Genomic DNA, 21,146 nt, shown 5'->3' with positions numbered 1-21,146 from the left:
ATTCTCGTACCGGCTGGCTCAGTTGGCAGGTTCACACGTTGGTAGACGCCGGGTCAACAAGTCGCGCACAAGGGATTGACGGGCTTGCTGACAGACGGTCTCATAAGTGGTGACCGCCGGTAACTCACGCCCGAGGGGCCTCCAGCCATGACGACAGTGACCGAACACGACGTGCGGCTGCTCCGTGACGCACTCGGCCCGCTCCGGGACCGCGAACAGATCGCGGAACGGCTGCTGGAGGCCTCGGCCAAGCACTCCTTCGACCCCGACAAGGAGCTCGACTGGGACTCGGTGCCCGAGGACGGCAAGTGGTTCTGGCCGCCCGAGCTGGTCTCGCTCTACGACACCCCGCTGTGGCGGAAGATGTCGCTGGAGCAGCGGCAGGAGCTGGCCCGGCACGAATCGGCCTCGCTGGCCTCGCTCGGCATCTGGTTCGAGATCATCCTGATGCAGCTGCTGGTCCGGCACATCTACGACAAGCCGGTGGTCAGCAACCACGTCCGCTACGCCCTCACGGAGATAGCCGACGAGTGCCGGCACTCGATGATGTTCGGCCGGATGATCACCTGGGGCGGGGCGCCCTGCTACCCGATCCCCCGCCGGTACCACAACCTCGCGCGGGTGCTGAAGACCATCTCGACCACGCCCGGTTCGTTCGCGGCCACCCTGCTCGGCGAGGAGATCCTCGACTGGATGCAGCGGCTGACCTTCCCCGACGAGCGCGTCCAGGGCCTGGTGCGCGGCGTGACCCGCATCCATGTGATCGAGGAGGCCCGGCACGTCCGTTACGCCCGCGAGGAGCTGCGCCGCCAGATGGTGACCGCGCCGCGCTGGGAGCGCGAGCTGACCCGGGTCAGCTGCGGCGAGGCGGCCCGCGTCTTCTCCGTCTGCTTCGTCAACCCGCAGGTGTACGAGAACGTCGGCCTGGACCGCCAGGAGGCCGTGGCCCAGGTACGGGAGAGCGGACACCGGGCGGAGGTCATGCAGTCGGGCGCCAAGCGGCTCACCGACTTCTTCGACGACATCGGGGTGCTCAACGGGGTGGGCCGCAGGCTGTGGAAGAACTCGGGCCTGCTCGCCTAGAGGTGGAAGCCCTCAGGGCCTCTCGTTTGGATCAGGCCGGTCCCCGCGAGCCCGGCCTGATCCAAACGAGAGGCCCTAAGGTTGTGGGTATGACCCCTGCCGCAGCCGCGCCCCCGCAGCGCGCGTACCGAAGGCTCAGCGTCGAGGAGCGGCGCACCCAGCTCCTCGGTGCGGCACTCACCCTCTTCGCACACCGGGCCCCCGACGAGGTGTCGCTCGACGAGGTCGCCACGGTGGCCGGTGTCTCCCGGCCGCTGGTCTACCGCTACTTCCCGGGCGGGCGCCAGCAGTTGTACGAGGCCGCCCTCAGGTCCGCCGCCGAGGAACTGATCCTGTGCTTCGCGGAACCGGCGGTGGGCCCGCCCACGGAGCGGGTGACGCGGGTGCTGGACCGCTACCTCGCCTTCGTCGACCAGCACGACGCCGGTTTCAGCGCGCTGCTGCGCGGCGGCAGTGTCGCCGAGACGTCCCGTACGAGCACGATCGTCGACGAGGTACGGCGGGCGGCGGCCGACCAGATCCTGCTGCACCTGGGCCGGGGCGCGGGCAGCGATCCCGGTGCCCGGCTGCGGATGATGGTGCGCACCTGGATCGCGGCCGTCGAGGCGGCCTCGCTGATCTGGCTGGACGAGGGGAAGCAGCCGGACGCGTCCGAGCTGCGCGACTGGCTCGTCGACCAGTTCATCGGACTCCTCGCGGTCACCGCGGCCACGGACCCGGCCACCGCCACCGCCGTGGCCGAGCTGCTGCCCCTGGAGACGGCGGCGGGTCCGGCCGGCCGGCTGGCGGAGCGGCTGATCCCGGTGGTCGGCGCGGCGGCGCACCTGCTGCCCCCGGACTGATCGGTCAGACTGGGCGGGTGAGAAGCGAGAACGTCCCCTTCACCGGCGGCCCGCTGGACGGGCGGGCCCTGCCCGTCCTCCTCGGCGCGACCGGCCACCCGCCCAAGTGGTACGAGGTCCCGGTCCCGGACGCCGACGGCGGACCCGCCACCGTGCACGCGTACCGGCGGGTCCCGGCCGGGTACTCCAAGCGGCTGGGCATCCAGCGCGGCTGGGTGTACGAGTACGCCCCGGGGGGCCGCGAGCGGCACAGCCCCAAGTGGCCCTGGTCGAAGCCGGGATGACGCACACCGGCAGGACGCGTATGGGGTGAGCCGGGGCGAGGCTCCCCGTCCCGGCGGAGACCGTAAGATCGACGGTCAGGTCCGAGGACGGTCATATAGGGGGTGCGCCATGGAGGCGCTGCGTCAGGACGATCCACGCCGCTTCGGCCCGTACACGGCACTGGTGCGGCTGCGTGAGACGGCCGCGGCGGTGCAGTACCTCGCGCACGGCGCGACCTCGCAGGACCTCGCCGTGGTCACGGCGGCCCGTCCCGAACTGGCCGCGCTGCCCGGCTTCCGGCGGCACTTCGAGGCGGAGGCCAGGACCGCGGACCGGCTGGCCGGTGGCTGGGTGGCGGCTCAGCTGGACACCGGTACGGACGGGGCGGAGGACGACGAGCCGCTGTGGACGGCCGCCGAGTACGTGCCGGCGCTGACCCTCGCCGAGGCGATCGAGACCGCCGGGCCGCTCCCCGAACGGGCCGTGCGGATACTGGGCGCGGGCATCGCGGAGACCCTCTCCCGGGTGCACGCCACCGGAGCCGTCCTGCAGGGGCTCGCCCCCAGGACGGTGCTGCTGGCCGAGGACGGGCCCCGGCTCACCGCCTTCGGCCCGCTGGGTGCGGCGGCCGACGCGGAGGCACGGCCGGGCGGGCAGCTCTCGGTCCGGCTCGGCTATCTGACCCCGGAGCAGGTCGAGGGCGAGGAGGCCGGTCCGGCGTCCGACCTCTTCGTGCTGGGCCTGCTGCTGGCGTACGCGGCGACCGGCAGCACCCCGCTGGCGGAGGGCCCCGCGACGGAGGCCGCGGAGCGGATCGCCCACACCGACCCGGAGCTGGCCTCCGTGCCGGACGCGTTGCGCGATCTGATCGGCCGCTGCCTGGCGAAGGACCCGGACGACCGGCCGACGGCCGGTGCGGTGGCCGCGGAACTGGCCCTGGAGGGCGCGGCCGGGCTCGCGAAGGGCGGCGACTGGCTGCCGGCTCCGCTGTCGGCGGCGGTGGCGGAACAGGGCGTGCGCGCACGGGCGCTGGAGACCGCGCCGCCCGTCATCGAGGACGCCGTGCCCGTGACGGACACGGCGGACGCGGCGTCCGCTGGAGGCGCGGCGAGCGCCCCGGAGGGCCCGGATACGGCGGACGCGGCGGGCGCCCCGGAGGGTCCGGACGCGACGGACGCCCCCGAAGTCCCCGACGTGCAGGACGCCGTGCCCCCGGCGCTTCCCGCCGGCGACGGGTCCGGGGAACCCGCGCCCGGCCGCGACACCCGTACCGCCCAGTTCGGGATCATCGATCCCCGTGCACCCCGGTCCGACCTGGCGACGACCCAACTCGCGCTCAACCGCGAGCTGCCCGGCCCCGCCGGACCACCGGCCGGTCAGGTGCAGCAGCCCCCTCAGTCCCCCCAGGCGCCTCAGTCCCCCCAGGCGCAGCAGCCGCTGCCCTACACCGCCCCCGCGGCGCCCTTCCCCCACGCGGCCCTCCCGGCGCCCCACCCGGCTGCCCAGGGTCCTGCTCCCCTTCCCGCCCCCTTCCCTCTCCCGGCCGCTCCCGAGCGTCCGTCCGCCGGACGCCGGAGCCTGCTGATCGGGGCCGCGGCCGGGGTCGCCGGGCTGCTGGTCGGCGGTGGCGCGGTGTTCGCGTTCGGTTCCGGCGACGACCCCGAGCCCACGGACGACGCCAAGCCCGCCCCGAGCACCAGCCGGGCCGCCGTCGCCGGACTGCCTCCGCAGCCGCGCTGGATCCACGAGCACCCGGCGTCCGAACCGGCCCCGCGCACCGCCGCGCTCTGGAACGACCGGTTGCTGGTGCTCACCGACTCGGACCACGCCACCGCCATCGACCTGCGCACCGGCCGCCGGGTCTGGCAGAACGCGGACGCCGCCAAGGGGCAGGCGGCCCTGCCCGCGGGCGAGGAGCTGTGCTTCGTCGCCGCTCCGGACGAGTTCCTGTGGCTGTCCGCGAAGGACGGCAAGGTCGCCCACCGGCTGACGTACGCCGACGGGTTCGACGGCGCTCCGCACCTGGTGGTGCCCGATCTCGTGGGCGCGTCCGGTTCGACCGTCTGGTTCACCGGCTCCACGAAGTCCACCGTGAAGGCCCCCAAGCCGAAGAAGGGCAAGAAGCGCGGGAAGGACAAGGTGGTCGTCAAGTCGTACCTGTTCGGGTACGACATCGAGCAGCGCAAGGAGCTGTGGCGGACGCCGGTACCCACCGGCCGGGGCCCGGAGGCGCCGGAGTACCGGCTGATCGCGGTGCGGCCGGACGACATCGTCGTACGGCAGAGTCAACAGTCGCTCACCGCGGCGGACGTGAAGGCGGCGAAGGGCAAGGGCAGGTTCCGCAGCTTCGACCGGAAGACCGGGAAGGCGAAGTGGACCGAGGCGTTCGGCACCGTCACACCCGGCGGCGCGGCCGTGGGCGATGCGGACGGCCTGCTGTACGCGGCGGTCGGTAATGACCTGCGGGCCTTCGGGACGCCCGACGGAAAGCCGAAGTGGACGGTCAACGGCACCCGCGGCTCCCACTTCGGGAACTCGGTCGAGGCCGGCGCACTGCTGCACACCACCAACAGCAACCAGGAGGTGGGGGCGGTCGACCGGGCGACCGGGCGGCCGCGCTGGCAGCGCTCGACGGAGGGGCCGCGCACCGACGTGACTCCCGTGATCAGCGTCAGCGGCACCGGCGGGACCCTGCTCGCGGCGAGCTCCGGCCAGGTCACCGCGTTCGCGGCGGCCGACGGGCGGCGGCTGTGGAAGTTCCAGGACATCGGGGAGCAGGACCCGAAGGGAGCCACGGTCACCGCCGCGTACCAGGTGCTGACCTCCGGGAAGAGCGCGCTCGTCCGGCGCGGCCGGATGATCTACGCGTTCCCGGTCGACTGACCGGAGGGCGGCGTGGCAGCGCCGCCTTCCGGGGGATCCGGCCGCCGCCACGCTCCTCGGTTCTTGAATCACCTGACGGCAGGTGAGCGTATAGAGGCATTGCGCTCACTTATGGGGTAGTCCGACGATTCACCCCGCTATCGGAGGTGATGTCGTGCCGGGCAGTGTCTTGCGCTCCGTCTGCACGGCGGCGCTCGCAGCAGTCGTCGTGACCTCACCGGCCGCCGCCGTGGCCGCGCCCTCCCCGTCCCCGTCCCCGTCTTCCGCGCCCGTGGGCGAGCCGGCCCCGGGGGCGGCTGATCCCGGCACCGGGGCAGCCGCGCTGCTGGTGGAGCTGCAGAAGCTGTACCAGCAGGCGGAGGAGGCCACCGAGGCCTACAACGGGACGGCGGCCGAGCTGAAGAAGCGGACCGCGCAGGCGAAGAAGCTGGACTCCGCCCTCGTCACCGCACGGCTCTCGCTGTCCCGCAGCCGCGACGCCGCCGGACGGCTGGCCCGCCAGCAGTACCAGGGCCGTTCCGACTTCTCCTCGTATCTGCGACTGCTGCTGTCCCGCGACCCCGCCCAGGCCCTGGACCAGGGTCAGGTCATCCAGCGGCTGGCGGCCGGGCGGGTGGCGACCGTACGGCGGCTCACCGGCGCCGAGAAGCGCGCCGACGAGCTGGCGAAGGAATCCCGCGAGGTGCTGGACAAGCAGCAGGTGCTGGCCGCGCGGCAGAAGAAGGACCGCGACGCCGTGGGGAAGCGCCTGAAGGAGGTCGAGGCGAAGCTCGCCACACTCTCCGCGGACCAGCTCACCGAGGTGTCCGGCCTCGAACAGAAGGGCACGGCCGAGGCCCAGGACGCGCTGGTCACCTCGGGCGCCCTGTCCTCCACCCGGCCGCCGTCGGAGGAGGGCGGCGAGGCGGTCAGGTACGCGGTCCGGCAGATCGGCAAGCCGTACGTGTGGGGCGCGGAGGGCCCCTCCTCGTTCGACTGCTCCGGGCTCACCTCGCAGGCCTGGGCGAACGCCGGACGCACCATTCCGCGTACGTCGCAGGAGCAGTGGCGGCAGCTCCGCAAGGTGCCGGTGAGCGCGCTGCGCCCCGGTGACCTGGTGGTCTACTTCCCGAAGGCCACGCATGTGGCGCTGTACATCGGCAACGGGCTGGTGGTGCAGGCGCCACGCCCCGGCTCCCTGGTGAAGGTCTCGCCGCTGGCGTCGAATCCGCTGCTGGGCGCGGTCCGTCCTGACCCGGAGAGCGCGCCGCTGCGCACGTACAAGGCACCGGAGCTCCCCAAGGGTGCGTCCGGGGGCTCCGACGAGGGGTACAGCGTCTCCACCGCGCCCACCGGATGACAGCGCGCCCGCTGGACGGGGCCGGCCGGGCCGGTTCCGTCCAGCGGGCGGAGAGCGCTCAGGCCCCGGACACCGAGGCGAGGTACGCGTTCGTCTTCTCGGGCTCGAAGAAGAAGTTGTCGAAGTCCGCCGGGTCGTTGAACCCGTTGGCGAAGCGGTCCGCGACGGGCTGGAGCTGACCGGCGGCGCCGATCAGGTTCAGCACGTGCTCCGGGGGGACGCCGAGCATCGCGTTCGTCCACCTCACGACGTGCTGGGCGGTGTCCCAGTAGCGGTCGAAGGTGGACTGCATCCACGCCGCGTCGAACTCGCCGTCGCCGTGCTCGATGATCGAGTCCAGGTAGGCGTTGGCGCACTTGGACGCCGAGTTGGAGCCCTGGCCGGTGATCGGGTCGTTGGCGACGACCACGTCCGCGACGCCGAGCACCAGACCGCCGCCGGGCAGCCGGCCGATCGGCTTGCGGACGGTGGGGGCGTAACGGCCCGCGAGGGTGCCGTTGGCGTCGGTCAGTTCGACCTTCGTGGCGCGTGCGTACTCCCACGGGGTGAACCGCTCCATCAGCTCCAGCGTCTTGGCCAGGTGCTCGGAGGGGTCCTTGATGCCCTGGAAGACGTCGAGCGGTCCGCCCGGTACGCCCTCCCAGAACAGGATGTCGGCGCGGCCGGACGTGGTGAGGGTCGGCATCACGAAGAGTTCGCCCACGCCCGGGACCAGGTTGCAGCGCACCGCGTCGAACTCGGGGTGCTCGGGGCGCGGGCCCATGCCGTGGACGTACGCGACGGCCAGGGCGCGCTGCGGGGCGTCGAACGGCGAACGGGACGCGTCCCGGCCGAACATGGAGACCAGCTCACCCTTGCCCGCGGAGACCATCACCAGGTCATAGGTGCGGGAGAAGTAGTCCAGGTCGGAGACGGCCGCGCCGTGGATGACGAGCTGTCCGCCGCGCTGGGCGAAGGTGTCCATCCAGCCGGCCATCTTCACGCGCTGGTCCACGGACTGCGCGAAGCCGTCCAGCTTGCCGACCCAGTCGACGGCCCGCGAGGAGTCGGGCGCGGCCACCGAGACGCCGAGGCCTTCGATGCGCGGGGCCTGGGACTCCCAGAAGTTGAGCTGGTAGTCCCGCTCGTGCTGGAGCGCGGTGTGGAACATGCACTGCGTCGACATGACCCGCCCCGAACGGATCTCATCGGCGGTGCGGTTGGACATGAGGGTGACTTCGTACCCTCTGGACTGCAGTCCCAGGGCGAGCTGGAGCCCGGACTGACCGGCTCCGACTATGAGTATCTTCCGCATCGCGGTTCTCCGTTGTGTGTGACGTGCGAGCTATTCCGGGGATGTCTCAAGGGCGTGGCGCACCAGCGCCAGCAGGGCCTCGACGACGTTGATCCTGTTACGCGCGTCCATGATCACAACAGGCACGTGCGGGGGTACGGTCAGGGCCTCCCTGACGTCCTCGGACTCGAACCCGGGCGTGCCCTCGAAGTGGTTGACGGCCACGATGTACGGCAGCCCGCAGCTCTCGAAGTAGTCGAGCGCCGGGAAGCAGTCGGCCAGCCTGCGGGTGTCGGCCATCACGATCGCGCCGATCGCGCCGCGCACCAGGTCGTCCCACATGAACCAGAAGCGCTGCTGGCCCGGGGTGCCGAAGACGTACAGCACGAGGTCGTCGTCGAGCGTGAGGCGGCCGAAGTCCATGGCGACGGTCGTGGTGACCTTGTCGGGCGTGGCGCTGAGGTCGTCGGTCTCCTCGCTGGCCTGGGTCATCATCGCTTCGGTCTTCAGCGGGGTGATCTCGGAGACCGCGCCCACGAAGGTGGTCTTGCCGACGCCGAAGCCGCCCGCGACCACTATCTTCGTGGCGACCGGGGCCCTGGTGTGGTCGAGCTGCCAGTCCTGCAGGCCTTCTTCTGCCTGGTTCCCGGGCCCCGGCTGACGCGGGGCGAACAGCGGCGACTCAGAGACGACGGAGTCCATTGAGCACCCTTTCGAGCAGTGCGCGGTCGGGCTGGCCGGTGCCGTGCCCGGTCCCGTACACGCGGATCTTTCCCTGGTCGGCCAAGTCGCTGAGCAGTACCCGGACCACGCCGAGCGGCATCTTCAGCAGTGCGGAGATCTCCGCGACGGTACGCATCCGGCGGCAGAGCTCGACGATGGCCTGGAGCTCCGGCATGACGCGCGACGCGAGGTTGCCGTTGGTCAGTTCGCGCCGCTCGTCCGGGGCTTCGAGCGCGGCCACGAACGTCTCGACGAGCAGGACGTGGCCGAACCGGGTGCGGCCACCGGTGAGCGAGTACGGGCGTACCCGCGCGGGCCGTTTGTCGGCCCCGCGCACGGGGAGCCTGCGGGCGGGTTCGGCGGCGGCGTGGGTCACTGGGCGCTCTCCATCGATTTGCGCAGCTCACTGCGGAGTTCGGGGGTGAGTACGTGGCCGGCCCGGCCGACGAAGAGCGCCATGTGGTAGGCGATGACGCTCATGTCGCAGTCAGGGGTGGCGTGCACGCCGAGCAGCGAGCCGTCGCTGATCGACATGACGAAGACGCTGCCCTCCTCCATGGCGACCATGGTCTGCTTGACGCCACCGCCCTCCATCAGCTTCGCGGCGCCGACGGTGAGGCTGCCGATTCCGGAGACGATGGTCGCCAGGTCGGCGCTGGAGCCGCGCGGACCGTCCTGCTTGCCCGCCGCCTGGGCGGTCTGGTGGCCGGGGTCGGAGGAGAGCAGCATCAGGCCGTCCGACGAGACGACGGTGACCGAGTGGACCCCTGGCACCTCCTCCACCAGATTGCTCAGCAACCACTGAAGGTTCCGGGCCTCGGTACTCAGCCCGAATGTGCTGGGCGCAGTCAACTGCGTGCCTCCTCGACTGTGTCCCCCGTCTCGTCGGTTCGACCGTCGGTACGGTCGGCCGCCTCAGTGTGGCCTGTACGTGCGGTGCGGGCGGCCGAGTCGGCCGTTCCCGGCGTGGCGGCGGACCCGGCCGACTCGGCGATCTCCGCCTCGACGTCCCTGCGGCCGTCCTTCGCGCCCTGGTGGAAGCCGCCCAGCCGGCGGCGCAGGGCCTCCTTGTCCACGCTGCCGGTGCGGTCGGCGGTGGGGGCGGCGGTCGGCGCGACGACCTTGGGGGTGCGCTTGGGCAGCCCCTTGTCCGTGACCCGGGCCGCGGGGCGGTCGGGCTCCGGGTGGCGCGGACCGGGCACGGTGTCGGCGGCGGGTGCGGGGGCCGGGGCGGGTGCCGGGGTGTCGGGCCGGCCGGTCTCCGGGCCGGGCGCCGGCTGCGGGCCCTCGTCCGCGGCGCGCTCGTGGGTGTCAGGGCCGATGGCGTAGGGGCCGGACGCGAGCGTGGGCTCGGGCCCCGCGCCGAAGGCGGGTGCGTGGGTGAACTCGGGCACGTCGTCGAATTCGGGCACCCGGGGAAGCCGGACCTGCATCGTGGTCTCGGCGTCGCTCTCCGGACGCGCCGGGGACGGCTCGGGGGCCGGTGCCGGGGCCGGTGCCGGGGCCGGTGCCGGGGTCGCCTCGGCCTCGGAGTTGGCCTCGGACTTGGCGATCGTCTGTTCGGCCGCCGCGATCAGCGGGTCGGCGGAGAGCGACGGTGTGCGGCTCGGCAGCGCGTTGGAGTTGGCCTCCGCCACCGAACCCGGCAGGTTCAGCGTGGGCGCGTCGCCGGGCGCGGTGACCGGCGGCGGGGTCGCGGCGGGCGGCGCCTTCGGCAGCAGGGCGGTGGGCAGGACGACGACCGCCGTCACCCCGTTGTCCTTCTGCTCGCGCAGCTGGACCCGTACGGCGTGCCGCGCGGCCAGCAGCGACGTCACCTGGAGGCCGAGACCGGCGCCGTCCGCGTTCTGCTCGCCCGCCTCGAAGAGCGACGGGTCGGCCAGCCGGGTGTTGAGCTCGCCCATCCGTACGGACGACATGCCGATGCCCTCGTCCTGCACGGAGAGCATGACCTCGCCGGTCTCCAGCAGCCAGCCGGAGAGCTGGACCTGGGAGTCGGGCGGCGAGAAGGAGGTGGCGTTCTCCAGGAGTTCCGCGATCAGGTGGCTGAGGTCGTCGGCGGCGAACCCGGCGATCTGGGCGTGCGGCGGCAGGGACTGGATGGTGACCCGCTCGTACCGCTCGATCTCGCTGACCGCCGCGCGCGCCACGTCGACCAGCGGGATCGGGCCCGGGTGGGCGTGTCCGTGCTCGGCGCCCGCGAGGACCAGCATGTTCTCGCTGTGGCGGCGCATGACCGTGGCCATGTGGTCGAGCTTGAAGAGGGTGGCCAGCCGGTCCGGGTCCTGCTCGCGCTCCTCCAGCGACTCGACGACCCCGAGCTGGCGCTCGACGAGGCCGAGGTTGCGCAGCGAGAGGTTGACGAAGGTGTGGTGGACGGTGTTCCTGAGCTTCTCCAGCTGCGCGGTCAGGTCGGCCGTGTGGACCTGGAGTTCGGCGCGCTGGATGGTGAGCGCCTCGCGGCCCGCGATCAGCTCGGCGCGCTCGCTCTCCAGCTTCCCGAACCGCCCGTTGAAGTCGTGGAGCAGTCCGTGCAGCCTGCCCTGCAGGCTGTTGATGGACCGGACGACCTGGGCGAACTCGTCGTTGCGGCCGGTGTAGCGGACCGGCTCCGCGGTGTCGGGTTCCGCCGCGAGGCGGGCGGCGCCGATCCGCAGCACGGCGAGCGGCTGGGTGAGGGTGCGGGCCACGGCGGTGGAGACGCCGACGGCGATCAGGAAGCAGCCGCCGAGGAGGGCGATCCGCAGTTCGAGCGCGGTGACGTCGTCGTCGCGCAGCTGCTCAAGCCGCCGCACCTGGGCGGTGCCGAGCGCGGACTCGACGCTGCGCATCCGGTCGATCCGGGCGGAGAGCGCCGCTCCGGTCTTCTTGCCGCTGACCTTCTGGTCGGCGTCGGAGAGCTCGGGGCGGTCGGTGAGCTCCGCGAGGTACTTCTCCGCGTCGTTGACCTCGGGGCCGGTGACGGTGGAGGCGAGCTTGTCGCGGGCGGTGGCCCCGGCCGCCTGGTCGAAGTCGGCGAGCGAGGAGAGTTCGCCGACCCTGGCCTGCTGGGCGGCGGCGCTCAGCTCGTCACGGGTGCGGTCCTCCTTGGTGGGGCCCTCGTCCTGGGTCTGGACGGGCAGCCCGGTGAAGGGGTCGGTCTGTGTCACCGGCTCCTTGCGGGGGACGGCGAGCGCGGCGAGCAGCAGCCCGCGGGTGGCCGAGGCGTGTTCGGTGGCCTGGCCGAGGGCGAGCGGGGCGCGGCCCGCTCCGGCGGCGCGCGGCGGGGTCTTCTCCGCGAGTTCGTCCGCGAGGTCGTGGAGCTTGGCGATGACCTCGGAGTACGACTGGTGGGCCTCCAGCGCGGAGCCCTTGCCGCTGACGGCGTCGCGGCGCAGCGAGGGGATGGTGGAGAGGTCACGGCGCAGGGCGTCGGGGGCCGCGTCGCGGATCTCGTCGACCTGCTGGTCGACACGGGCGCTCCGGCTTCCGGTGGCGCCGCCCTGGCCGGGCTTTCCCTCCCGGCCGGCGGCGATGTACGCGGTGACCTCGTCGCGCTCGTCCGCGAGGGAGTGCGCCAGCGCAATGGCCTGCTGGTTCAGCTCCGCGAGGGTGACCAGCCGCTGCGAGTCGTTCAGCTCGGACGAGGCGCTGAGGGCGGCCGGTGCCCCCGCGGCTATGACGGTGATCCCGACGACCGCGACCCCCGCGACCAGCCGACTGCGTACGCGCACGGTGCGCCCGCCTTCGGCCGGCGCCGAAGACGCCACCTCGGAACCGCTGTTCTTGCCGCCCTTGCTCCGAGGCCGCTTCTTCTGCACCGGTGCTCGCAATCTTGACTCGTCCGCCCTTGAAGCAGAGGTGACGCACGGCCACTTGAACGAGCGCCCCGCCCCCTGGTACGGCTTCTGACCATTCCAGTGCTTTTGAGAGGGGGGCGCGCATCAACCACTCCGCCACTTGAACGAGTGAACAACACTCAAGAGTTGACGAACAACTCTCCCCACGGGGCCCCGTCGGTACACCTGGCCGTCCGGCTGGAACTTCCGGGCGGCCTTTGGCAGGATGCCCGCCCGCACGCTTGGCGGAGTGATTACCTCCGCTCCAGCCGCCCGCCTGACCTGCTGGTACGAGCCGGCCCGGCTCCGTGCACGCCTCGTGAAGGCGTCGTGCAGACTGACCGTATGCGTATGGAGCTCGCCACCGCCCCCGGCATTCCCGGGCGCTCGAACGAGGACTGGGCCGCCACCGTCCTCCCCGCCTCCGGCCAGGGTGGAGGGCTGGTGCTGCTCGACGGGGTCACCCCGCCGCAGGGGGACGACGGTTGTGTGCATTCGGTCCCGTGGTTCACCGCACGGCTGGGCGGCGCCCTGGTCGAACTGTCGGGTTCGCGGCGGGATCTGACCCTGCGGGAGATCCTGGCCGAGTCCATCCGGCGCACCGCTGACACACACCGCCCCCTGTGTGACCTTTCTCACGTACGCACGCCACAGGCAACCGTCGTCATGGTGCGTTGGGACGAGACCTCCGTCGAACACCTGGTCCTGTCCGATTCCGTACTGCTCCTCGAATCGCCCGACGGGACCGTGCGCGCCCTGCTGGACGACCGGCTGGACCGGCTGCCGGCCGGATCGCTCGCCTCGGAGGCGATCGCGGACGCGCGGGTCCGGAACAAGGAGGGCGGCTTCTTCACCGCCGCCGCCGATCCGGCCGTGGCGCGGCGCGCGGTGACGGGGCGCACGCCCCGCGCCGAGGTGCGGGCCATGGCCGCGATGACGGACGGCGCGAGCCGCTGGACGGAGATGTTCGGCGAGGGCGACTGGACGGACTGCCTCGGGGTGCTGCGCAAGGAGGGGCCCCAGGGACTGATCGACCGGGTGCGGACCCTGGAGGACGCGGACACGGACCGTACGCGGCTGCGGCGCGCCAAGACCCACGACGACGCGACAGCGGTCTACGCGGAGCTGTGAGCAGGTGCGCGGCGCGACACCCCGCCACGCCTCCGCCCAGGTCTGCGGCTCAGTCCTCCGCGCGGGCGTTCAAGTGGTGCAGCAGCCGGGCCAGTTCCGCGACCTCGGCCCGGTCCCAGTCCGCGAGCTTGCGTACGTAGCGGTCCCGGCGGGCGTCGCGGACGTGCCGGAAGCGTTCGAGGCCCTCGTCGGTGAGACGGACGAGGAAGGCCCGCCCGTCGGCCGGATCGGGCTCGCGCGCCACCAGTCCGAGACCTTCCAGGGCGCGCAGTTGACGGCTCATGGTGGCCTTGCCGACCCCGAAGTACGAGGCGAGATCCGTCGCCCGCTGCCGGCCCGCCGACTCCAGGCGCACGAAGAGCCCGTAGGCGGCGGCCTCCAGCTCGGGGTGCACCTCGCGCGCCATCTCGCCGGAATTCGCCCGTGCGCGGCGCAGGAACACGGCCAATTCCAGCTCCAGGGCGAGGAATTCGTGGTCCACACCACTCGTCCCGGCTGCGCCGGGTTCACTCCCTTTTTCGCTCCCGTGCACGTCAACACCCCTCATGAGCTTTCCTGCCGCTGAAAGTTTCTTTCACCGCTGGTCATCGCCGCAGCTCCGCCAGTATTTCGCAGGAGTAGACCAACGGCACCGCCCCGGCCCTCTTCCGCAGCACGGGTCTACGTGCGTAGCGTCATGCATGGCATGTTCACACCATGACGTGCCATCAGGGGTGCGCCCACCGGTCCCTGAGTCAGCAGATCCCCCCACTGAGGCCTCGGAGGCACGCAATGCCCGTGCACAGATCCGGCTCGAAGACCGCTCGCCGCTCACGCATCGCGGCCGCGGGAACTCTGCTCGCAGCACTCTCCCTCCTCATCACCCTGCCCGGCGCCGCGGGCGCCGCGGGCAACCCGGCCACCGGGGACCCCACGAAGCCCGCCAGGGGCTCGGCCACCATGGGCATGGGCGTCGCCGCCCACGACGGCCGGGGCGGACTGCCGACCGACACCCGTGCGGTGCAGACGGAGGGCGTGGACGTCAGCGGCCACCAGAACGCCGTGAACTGGTCCGCCCTCTGGAGCAGCGGCGTCAAGTGGGCGTACGTGAAGGCGAGTGAGGGCACGTACTACACGAACGAGGACTTCGCCCAGCAGTACAACGGTTCGTACAACGTGGGGATGATCCGCGGCTCGTACCACTTCGCCACCCCGGACACCACGAGCGGCGCCGTGCAGGCCAACTACTTCGTCGACCACGGCGGCGGCTGGTCCAAGGACGGCAAGACGCTGCCGGGCGCGCTCGACATCGAGTGGAATCCGTACGGCGACCAGTGCTACGGCAAGACCCCGGCCGCGATGGTCTCCTGGATCCGCGACTTCGTGAACACCTACAAGGCGCGCACCGGACGCGACGCGGTCATCTACACCGCGACGAGCTGGTGGCAGACCTGCACGGGCAACAACGCGGGCTTCGGCACCACCAACCCGCTCTGGGTGGCCCGCTACAACTCCACGGTCGGCGCGCTCCCGGCCGGCTGGGGCTTCTACACGATGTGGCAGTACACCTCGACGGGCCCCACCGTGGGCGACCACAGCCACTTCAACGGCGCCCTCGACCGCGTACAGGCGCTGGCCAACGGCTGAGCCGCCCCGCCGGCAACCGCCCGGCGCACCCTCCCCACAGAAGAGCCCGGTGACGCACCCCGTCACCGGGCTCTTCCCGTTCCACGCCCCTGACCTGCGATGAAGCATCTGAGGGAGGCAGGCACCCCCGCTATACATGGCATGTATACGCGGTGTGTATAGTCCCTCCGGGCGCACGCCGAGTGCGCCATTCGGCCAAGACATTCAGCCAAGAAGGAGTGACCCGCCTTGCCCAGTAGGACGAAGTCGATCGGTACGGGGTTGGCCGTCACCCTTGTGACAGCCCTCACCCTCACGCTCAGCGGCTGCTCGATGGAGACCACCGCCCCCGGTTCCGCGCGCGCCGACGCCGCCTCGGACTCCAAGGGCTCTTTCGGCCCGGTGGACTGCCGCAAGGCCAAGTGCATAGCCCTGACGTTCGACGCGGGCCCGGCCGAGGACACCCCCCACCTGCTGGACATCCTCAAGGAGAAGAAGGTCCACGCGACCTTCTTCCTGCTGGGCAAGAACCATGTGAAGAAGCACCCGGACACGGTCCGCCGGATCGAGGCCGAGGGTCACGAGGTGGCCAACCACACCTGGTCGCACGAGATCCTGACGGACAAGAAGCCCGCCCAGATACGCGCCGAGCTGGAGAAGACGCAGGACGCGATAGCGGCGATCACCGGCAAGAAGCCGAGGCTGATGCGCCCGCCGCAGGGCCGCACCGACGACACCGTCTCCAACATCAGCAAGGACCTGGGGCTCTCCCAGATCCTGTGGAGCGCCACCGCCAAGGACTACTCGACGACCGACTCCGCGCTGATCAAGAAGCGGATACTCGACCAGGCGAGCAAGGACGGCATCATCCTGCTGCACGACATCTACAAGGGCTCGGTGCCCGCGGTGCCGGGCATCATCGACGCGCTGAAGAAGCAGGGCTACACCTTCGTGACGGTCCCCCAGCTGATGGCACCCGCCGAGCCGGTCCCGGGGACCATCTACCGCCCGTAGGACCTCCGGTACGCGAAACGGCCCGCCGCCCCCGCGAAGGGGGAGGCGGGCCGCCCGTACCGGCCGTGCGCGTGGTGCCACGTCCGTCACGCCGTGGCGCTCAAGCGGCGGCCGGGATCCTCCGCTCCGCGAGGGCCGAGGCCGGGGCGAGGGCGATCTCCAGCACCTGGCGGACGTCGGTGACCGGGTGGACCTCCAGGGTCTCCAGCACCTCGGCGGGGACGTCGTCCAGATCCGCCTCGTTGCGCTGCGGGATCACCACGGTGGTGATGCCCGCGCGGTGGGCGGCGAGCAGCTTCTGCTTCAGGCCGCCGATCGGCAGCACCCGTCCGGTCAGCGACACCTCACCGGTCATCGCCACATCCGTACGGACCAGCCGTCCGGAGAGCAGCGAGGCCAGCGCGGTCGTCAGGGTGATGCCCGCGCTCGGGCCGTCCTTGGGGACCGCGCCCGCCGGGAAGTGGATGTGCACACCCCGGTCCTTGAGGTCCGCGACCGGCAGTTCCAGCTCCGCGCCGTGCGAGCGCAGGAAGCTCAGCGCGATCTGCGCCGACTCCTTCATGACGTCACCGAGCTGGCCGGTGAGGGTCAGTCCGGAGGCACCGGTCTCCGGGTCGGCGAGCGAGGCCTCGACGAAGAGGACGTCACCCCCGGCACCGGTCACCGCGAGCCCGGTGGCCACGCCCGGCACCGCGGTGCGGCGCTCGGCCGGGTCCTGGGCGGACTCGGGGACGTGGTGCGGGCGGCCGATGAGGCCGCGCAGGTGCTCGTCGGTCACCGTGAACGGCAGCTCCCGGTCGCCCAGCTCGTGCTGGGCCGCGACCTTGCGCAGCAGCCGGGCCACGGAACGCTCCAGGTTCCGCACGCCTGCCTCGCGGGTGTACTCGCCGGCCAGCTTGCGCAGGGCCGACTCGTCGAGGGTGACCTCGTCCTGCTCCAGGCCGGCCCGCTCCAGCTGGCGCGGGAGCAGGTGGTCGCGGGCGATGACGACCTTCTCGTCCTCGGTGTAGCCGTCGAGCCTGACCAGCTCCATCCGGTCGAGCAGGGCTTCCGGGATCGCTTCCAGGACGTTGGCGGTGGCCAGGAAGACGACGTCGCTGAGGTCGAGTTCGACCTCCAGGTAGTGGTCGCGGAAGGTGTGGTTCTGGGCCGGGTCGAGCACTTCGAGGAGGGCTGCGGCGGGGTCGCCCCGGTAGTCGGAGCCGACCTTGTCGATCTCGTCGAGCAGGACGACCGGGTTCATCGAACCGGCCTCCTTGATGGCGCGGACGATGCGTCCGGGCAGCGCGCCGACGTAGGTGCGCCGGTGGCCGCGGATCTCCGCCTCGTCCCGGACGCCGCCGAGCGCGACGCGGACGAACTTACGGCCCATGGCGTGCGCGACGGACTCCCCGAGCGAGGTCTTGCCCACGCCGGGCGGACCGACCAGGGCCAGCACGGCGCCTCCGCGCCGCCCGCCGACCACGCCGAGACCCCGGTCCGCGCGCCGCTTGCGCACCGCGAGGTACTCGGTGATGCGCTCCTTCACGTCCTGCAGGCCCGCGTGCTCGGCGTCCAGGATCTCCTGGGCGCCCTTGATGTCGTAGGCGTCCTCGGTCCGCTCGGTCCACGGCAGTTCGAGGACGGTGTCGAGCCAGGTCCTGATCCAGGAGCCCTCGGGGCTCTGGTCGGAGGAGCGCTCCAGCTTGTCGACCTCCTTGAGCGCGGCCTCGCGGACGTGCTCGGGAAGGTCCGCCGCCTCGACGCGGGCCCGGTAGTCGTCGGACTCGTCGCCGGAGCCGGAGTCGCCGTTGAGTTCGGAGAGCTCCTTGCGGACGGCGTCGAGCTGGCGCCGCAGCAGGAACTCGCGCTGCTGCTTGTCGACGCCCTCCTGGACGTCCTTGGCGATGGACTCCGCGACGTCCTGCTCCGCGAGGTGTTCGCCGAGCCACTGGATGGCGAGCTTCAGCCTGGCGACCGGGTCGGCGGTCTCCAGCAGCCGCACCTTCTGGGCGGTGGTGAGGAAGGGGGAGTATCCGGAGTTGTCGGCGAGCGTGGAGATGTCCTCGATCTGCTGGACCCGGTCCACGACCTGCCAGGCGCCGCGCTGCTTCAGCCAGCTGGTGGCGAGTGCCTTGTACTCCTTGGCCAGCTCGGCGACGGCTCCGGGAAGGGGATCGGGGGCCGACGCGTCGACCCGGGTGCCCTCCACCCAGAGCGCGGAACCCGGTCCGCCGGTACCGGCGCCGATCCGTACCCGGCCGCGGCCCCGGATGAGCGCGCCGAGGTCTCCGTCGGAGAGCCGTCCGACCTGTTCGACGGTGCCTATGACACCGATGCCGGTGTAGGTGCCGTCGATGCGCGGGACGAGCAGCACCTCGGGCTTGCCGCCGCCCTCTCGGGTGACGGCCTGCGCGGACTCCACAGCGGCGCGTACGTCGGTGTCGGACAGGTCCAGAGGCACCACCATTCCGGGCAGCACGACCTCGTCGTCGAGCGGCAGCACAGGCAGGGTGAGCGGTGTGACCGCATTGGACTCAGTAGCCATGATCTCCCCTTCGGCAGTCAAGTTGAGCTATGCAGACTCAATGCTTATGAGCTGCTCAATGTTCCCCAAGCCGTGTTCGCTGTGAGCGATCAGGAGCCCGGTCAGGAGCGCGAACGGGAACGACTGCCTCCGCCTGCCCTTCGTGCAACACGGGAGAGCGCCCGTGAAATCCCGCGAAATCCCGTGGAAGGCGGCGGCCGCGCCGGACAGTATGGCGCCATGAACGATGCGGCTTCCCCCTCGCAGGCCCTGCTGGTCGTCGACGTCCAGAAAGCGGGGGTGGCGGGCGACCGCGCGGTGCCCGGCGCGGCCGGACTCCTGGAGCGGGTGGCGGAGCTGATCGCACGGGCCCGGAGCGGCGGCGCGCTGGTCGTGCACCTCCAGAACGACGGCGCGCCCGGCTCGGGCGACGAGCCGCACACCCCGGGCTGGGCGCTGCACCTGCCCGTCGAGGCCGGTCCCCGGGAGGTGGTGATCCGCAAGACCAGGGACGACGGCTTCGCGGGCACCCGGCTGGGAGAGCTGCTGAGCGGTGCCGGGGCCCAGTCGCTCGCGGTGTGCGGGGTGATGTCGGAGATGTGTGTCCAGGCCACCGCCCGCACCGCCCTGGCCCTGGGCTACCGGGTCGTCCTGCCGTACGACGCCCACGCGACGCAGGACATCCCGGCCGCCCCCGGCATCAGCGCCGCCGTCCCGGCCGCCGTGGTGTCCCGGGTCGCGGCGTGGGCGATCAGCGGCGATGCCGAGGTCACCGTGGCGGCCGCGGACGTGACGTTCACCGCCCCGCCGTCCCGGCCGCGCTGAGCCCGGAAAAGCGTTCGGCATGGTCCGGGCGGCAGGGCAGAGTGCCCGTATGAACGAGGACAGATGAACGAGGACAGAGGACTGGAACCCGACGGCACGATCGCCCGCGAGGGCTCGCTGAGCCGGGTGCCGGAACGGTTCGCGCCGGTCGTGGCGGCTGCCCGTTCCCGGATCTCGGAGGTCTTCGGCCCCGACCGGCTGGACAGCGCCTACATCTACGGAAGCATTCCGCGCGGCACGGCCGTTCCCGGCGTCTCCGACCTGGATCTGCAACTGGTCCTGCACGACGAACCCACCGGGGCGGACCGGGCAGACACCGACGCCGTCGGGGCCGGACTCGACGCCTCGTTCGGGGAGATCGACGGCGTCGGCGTCCTGCTGTCCGGCAGGGACACCGTGCTCAGCGAACTCGAACGCCACGACATGGGCTTCTTCATCGCCTGCCTGTGCACCCCGCTGCTCGGCGACGACCTCGCCGGGCGGCTGCCGCGCTACCGGCCGGGCTCGCTCCTCGCCCGGGAGACCAACGGCGACCTGTGCCTGCTGCTGCCCGGCTGGCACGAGCGGGCGGCCGGGGCCACGACGGACTCCGAACGCCGCGCCATGAGCCGCCGCGTCGCCCGCCGGATCGTACGGACGGGCTTCACGCTGGTGATGCCGAGGTGGGGCGGCTGGACCAGCGATCTGTCCGAGTGCGCCGAGCTCTTCGCCCGTTACTACCCGCAGCTGCCCGAGCGGGCGGAACAGATGCGGCTCGCCGCCCGTACGGGCCGCACCCCGACCGCCGACCCGGCCGTCCTGTCGGTGCTCGTCGACGACCTCGCCCCGTGGCTGGCGGCCGAGCACATCGCGGTGCACGGCGAGAAGGCATCGCGCCCCTGACCGCGCCGCGAACCGGGCACCCAGCGCCCCGCCGGCCGGGCAACCCGCTGGCCCCGGCACCGCCGCTCGGGCCAGGATGGGCCCGACACCGACCGGCGGTGACCGCACCCGCCGACCAACCCACCGGAGACCCGCGCCATGCACCACGCCTACGGCCCCGACGCCCTCGCCCCCGTCACCCTCGACCGCCGCGAGGGACCGTACGGGGAGGTCGTCCTGCGCAGGCGGGGCGACGACTTCGAGATCATCGCCAACGGGTGCTTCCTGATGGACACCTCGGACGGGCGTTCGGAGCGGCTGCTGATCGACGCCGCCCTCGCCGCGCTGCCCGCGGACCGGCCGGCCCCGGCGGTGCTCATCGGCGGCCTCGGGGTCGGGTTCTCGCTCGCGCGGGCCGCCTCTGAACCCCGCTGGGGCCGGGTCGTGGTGGTGGAGCGGGAACAGGCCATCGTGGACTGGCACCTGGGCGGGCCGCTGGCCGGGATCTCGGGAGAGGCGCTGGCCGATCCGCGGACCGGGATCCTGACGGCGGATCTCGTCGGCCATCTCCGTACCACTACGGAACGTTACGACGCACTGTGTCTGGACATCGACAACGGGCCGGACTGGACGGTCACGGAGGACAACGGGAACCTCTACTCCCCCGCCGGTCTGGCCGACTGCCTCCGGTGCCTCACCCCCGGCGGAGTGCTCGCGGTGTGGTCCGCCCAGCCGTCCGCAGAGTTCGAGGAAGCCCTGCGGGATGCCGGATTCCATGGGGTTCGGACCGAAGAGGTAGGCGTTGCCCGAGGTGTGCCCGACGTGGTCCATCTCGCAATTCGCGCCGACTGAGATTCCCCCGCCGGGTATCCGGACCCCGGGGACGGCCGGGGTCCAAGCGCCACAAGAGCGACACTCCACCTCCTTCGCGCGGGCCGCGCGCCCCCGCGCCCTTGCACCCTGCGTAGCCGGGAAGCGT

The 21,146-nt window shown here is 72.0% G+C and carries 18 protein-coding genes; 11 read left to right on the top strand and 7 right to left on the bottom strand.

Annotated elements, in window-relative coordinates; genetic code table 11:
- Positions 1-147 precede the first annotated feature (147 nt).
- The 5 genes from ACFVQ0_RS13075 (at position 148) to ACFVQ0_RS13055 (ending at position 6,411) form a co-directional block, all read left to right on the top strand.
- Positions 148-1,083, top strand: a complete 936-nt coding sequence (locus ACFVQ0_RS13075) for a diiron oxygenase (RefSeq protein ID WP_390087298.1) — start codon at positions 148-150, stop codon at positions 1,081-1,083.
- 89 nt (positions 1,084-1,172) lie between these two features.
- Entirely contained in the window at positions 1,173-1,925 is a 753-nt protein-coding gene (locus ACFVQ0_RS13070; protein WP_390087296.1) for a TetR/AcrR family transcriptional regulator, read from the top strand.
- 17 nt (positions 1,926-1,942) lie between these two features.
- Complete coding sequence (locus ACFVQ0_RS13065; RefSeq protein WP_073736933.1) at positions 1,943-2,209, top strand: hypothetical protein; 267 nt, start codon at positions 1,943-1,945, stop codon at positions 2,207-2,209.
- A gap of 109 nt (positions 2,210-2,318) precedes the next feature.
- Complete coding sequence (locus ACFVQ0_RS13060; RefSeq protein WP_390087295.1) at positions 2,319-5,072, top strand: PQQ-binding-like beta-propeller repeat protein; 2,754 nt, start codon at positions 2,319-2,321, stop codon at positions 5,070-5,072.
- A 154-nt stretch (positions 5,073-5,226) separates the two neighbouring features.
- Positions 5,227-6,411, top strand: a complete 1,185-nt coding sequence (locus tag ACFVQ0_RS13055) for an NlpC/P60 family protein (protein ID WP_390087293.1) — start codon at positions 5,227-5,229, stop codon at positions 6,409-6,411.
- Positions 6,412-6,469: 58 nt separating this feature from the next.
- Here ACFVQ0_RS13055 and ACFVQ0_RS13050 read toward each other — a convergent pair whose 3' ends face one another.
- From ACFVQ0_RS13050 to ACFVQ0_RS13030, 5 genes are read right to left on the bottom strand one after another with little or no spacing between them, the layout of a single operon-like run.
- On the bottom strand, positions 6,470-7,705 hold the full coding sequence (locus ACFVQ0_RS13050) for a styrene monooxygenase/indole monooxygenase family protein (RefSeq protein WP_390087291.1): 1,236 nt from the start codon (positions 7,703-7,705) through the stop codon (positions 6,470-6,472).
- A 30-nt stretch (positions 7,706-7,735) separates the two neighbouring features.
- Positions 7,736-8,386: an ATP/GTP-binding protein gene (locus tag ACFVQ0_RS13045; RefSeq protein ID WP_390087289.1), complete on the bottom strand. Its 651-nt coding sequence runs from the start codon at positions 8,384-8,386 to the stop codon at positions 7,736-7,738.
- Positions 8,367-8,783, bottom strand: a complete 417-nt coding sequence (locus ACFVQ0_RS13040; RefSeq protein WP_266782798.1) for a DUF742 domain-containing protein — start codon at positions 8,781-8,783, stop codon at positions 8,367-8,369. The genes ACFVQ0_RS13045 and ACFVQ0_RS13040 overlap by 20 nt, the downstream gene beginning before the upstream one ends.
- Complete coding sequence (locus tag ACFVQ0_RS13035) at positions 8,780-9,259, bottom strand: roadblock/LC7 domain-containing protein (RefSeq protein ID WP_390087287.1); 480 nt, start codon at positions 9,257-9,259, stop codon at positions 8,780-8,782. The genes ACFVQ0_RS13040 and ACFVQ0_RS13035 overlap by 4 nt, the downstream gene beginning before the upstream one ends.
- Complete coding sequence (locus ACFVQ0_RS13030) at positions 9,256-12,207, bottom strand: nitrate- and nitrite sensing domain-containing protein (protein WP_390087286.1); 2,952 nt, start codon at positions 12,205-12,207, stop codon at positions 9,256-9,258. The genes ACFVQ0_RS13035 and ACFVQ0_RS13030 overlap by 4 nt, the downstream gene beginning before the upstream one ends.
- Before the next feature lie 363 nt (positions 12,208-12,570).
- Here ACFVQ0_RS13030 and ACFVQ0_RS13025 point away from each other — a divergent pair, with 363 nt between their 5' ends.
- Positions 12,571-13,356, top strand: a complete 786-nt coding sequence (locus tag ACFVQ0_RS13025; RefSeq protein ID WP_390087284.1) for a hypothetical protein — start codon at positions 12,571-12,573, stop codon at positions 13,354-13,356.
- A gap of 49 nt (positions 13,357-13,405) precedes the next feature.
- Here ACFVQ0_RS13025 and ACFVQ0_RS13020 read toward each other — a convergent pair whose 3' ends face one another.
- Complete coding sequence (locus tag ACFVQ0_RS13020) at positions 13,406-13,903, bottom strand: MarR family winged helix-turn-helix transcriptional regulator (protein ID WP_390087282.1); 498 nt, start codon at positions 13,901-13,903, stop codon at positions 13,406-13,408.
- Between the two features lie 224 nt (positions 13,904-14,127).
- Between ACFVQ0_RS13020 and ACFVQ0_RS13015 the strand changes: the two genes are divergently transcribed.
- The gene (locus ACFVQ0_RS13015) at positions 14,128-14,982 is read left to right on the top strand and encodes a lysozyme (RefSeq protein ID WP_390087280.1); all 855 of its coding nucleotides are present in this window, start codon (positions 14,128-14,130) and stop codon (positions 14,980-14,982) included.
- Positions 14,983-15,294: 312 nt separating this feature from the next.
- Positions 15,295-15,975: a polysaccharide deacetylase family protein gene (locus tag ACFVQ0_RS13010; protein ID WP_390087808.1), complete on the top strand. Its 681-nt coding sequence runs from the start codon at positions 15,295-15,297 to the stop codon at positions 15,973-15,975.
- A gap of 100 nt (positions 15,976-16,075) precedes the next feature.
- Here ACFVQ0_RS13010 and lon read toward each other — a convergent pair whose 3' ends face one another.
- A complete protein-coding gene (gene lon, locus ACFVQ0_RS13005; RefSeq protein WP_390087278.1) occupies positions 16,076-18,502 on the bottom strand; it encodes an endopeptidase La in 2,427 nt (808 codons plus the stop codon).
- 219 nt (positions 18,503-18,721) lie between these two features.
- Here lon and ACFVQ0_RS13000 point away from each other — a divergent pair, with 219 nt between their 5' ends.
- From ACFVQ0_RS13000 to ACFVQ0_RS12990, 3 genes are all read left to right on the top strand, one after another.
- Complete coding sequence (locus ACFVQ0_RS13000; RefSeq protein ID WP_390087276.1) at positions 18,722-19,306, top strand: isochorismatase family protein; 585 nt, start codon at positions 18,722-18,724, stop codon at positions 19,304-19,306.
- A gap of 63 nt (positions 19,307-19,369) precedes the next feature.
- Complete coding sequence (locus ACFVQ0_RS12995) at positions 19,370-20,188, top strand: nucleotidyltransferase (protein WP_390087274.1); 819 nt, start codon at positions 19,370-19,372, stop codon at positions 20,186-20,188.
- A 138-nt stretch (positions 20,189-20,326) separates the two neighbouring features.
- Entirely contained in the window at positions 20,327-21,019 is a 693-nt protein-coding gene (locus tag ACFVQ0_RS12990; RefSeq protein ID WP_390087273.1) for a spermidine synthase, read from the top strand.
- The last annotated feature ends 127 nt before the right edge of the window (positions 21,020-21,146 follow it).

Origin of the sequence: Streptomyces sp. NPDC057900 (assembly GCF_042887885.1) — a bacterium.
Classification (GTDB): Bacteria; Actinomycetota; Actinomycetes; order Streptomycetales; family Streptomycetaceae; genus Streptomyces.
Note: the sequence above shows the minus strand (reverse complement) of the source record. Positions and strands in the feature narration are given on the sequence as shown.

Excerpts from the sequence above, each read along its gene's own strand:
- ACFVQ0_RS13075 (WP_390087298.1), top strand. The coding sequence starts at position 148 with ATGACGACAGTGACCGAACACGACGTGCGGCTGCTCCGTGACGCACTC.
- ACFVQ0_RS13070 (WP_390087296.1), top strand. The coding sequence starts at position 1,173 with ATGACCCCTGCCGCAGCCGCGCCCCCGCAGCGCGCGTACCGAAGGCTC.
- ACFVQ0_RS13060 (WP_390087295.1), top strand. The coding sequence starts at position 2,319 with ATGGAGGCGCTGCGTCAGGACGATCCACGCCGCTTCGGCCCGTACACG.
- ACFVQ0_RS13050 (WP_390087291.1), bottom strand. The coding sequence starts at position 7,705 with ATGCGGAAGATACTCATAGTCGGAGCCGGTCAGTCCGGGCTCCAGCTC.
- ACFVQ0_RS13045 (WP_390087289.1), bottom strand. The coding sequence starts at position 8,386 with ATGGACTCCGTCGTCTCTGAGTCGCCGCTGTTCGCCCCGCGTCAGCCG.
- ACFVQ0_RS13025 (WP_390087284.1), top strand. The coding sequence starts at position 12,571 with ATGCGTATGGAGCTCGCCACCGCCCCCGGCATTCCCGGGCGCTCGAAC.
- ACFVQ0_RS13020 (WP_390087282.1), bottom strand. The coding sequence starts at position 13,903 with ATGAGGGGTGTTGACGTGCACGGGAGCGAAAAAGGGAGTGAACCCGGC.
- ACFVQ0_RS13015 (WP_390087280.1), top strand. The coding sequence starts at position 14,128 with ATGCCCGTGCACAGATCCGGCTCGAAGACCGCTCGCCGCTCACGCATC.
- ACFVQ0_RS13010 (WP_390087808.1), top strand. The coding sequence starts at position 15,295 with ATGGAGACCACCGCCCCCGGTTCCGCGCGCGCCGACGCCGCCTCGGAC.
- lon (WP_390087278.1), bottom strand. The coding sequence starts at position 18,502 with ATGGCTACTGAGTCCAATGCGGTCACACCGCTCACCCTGCCTGTGCTG.
- ACFVQ0_RS13000 (WP_390087276.1), top strand. The coding sequence starts at position 18,722 with ATGAACGATGCGGCTTCCCCCTCGCAGGCCCTGCTGGTCGTCGACGTC.
- ACFVQ0_RS12995 (WP_390087274.1), top strand. The coding sequence starts at position 19,370 with ATGAACGAGGACAGAGGACTGGAACCCGACGGCACGATCGCCCGCGAG.
- ACFVQ0_RS12990 (WP_390087273.1), top strand. The coding sequence starts at position 20,327 with ATGCACCACGCCTACGGCCCCGACGCCCTCGCCCCCGTCACCCTCGAC.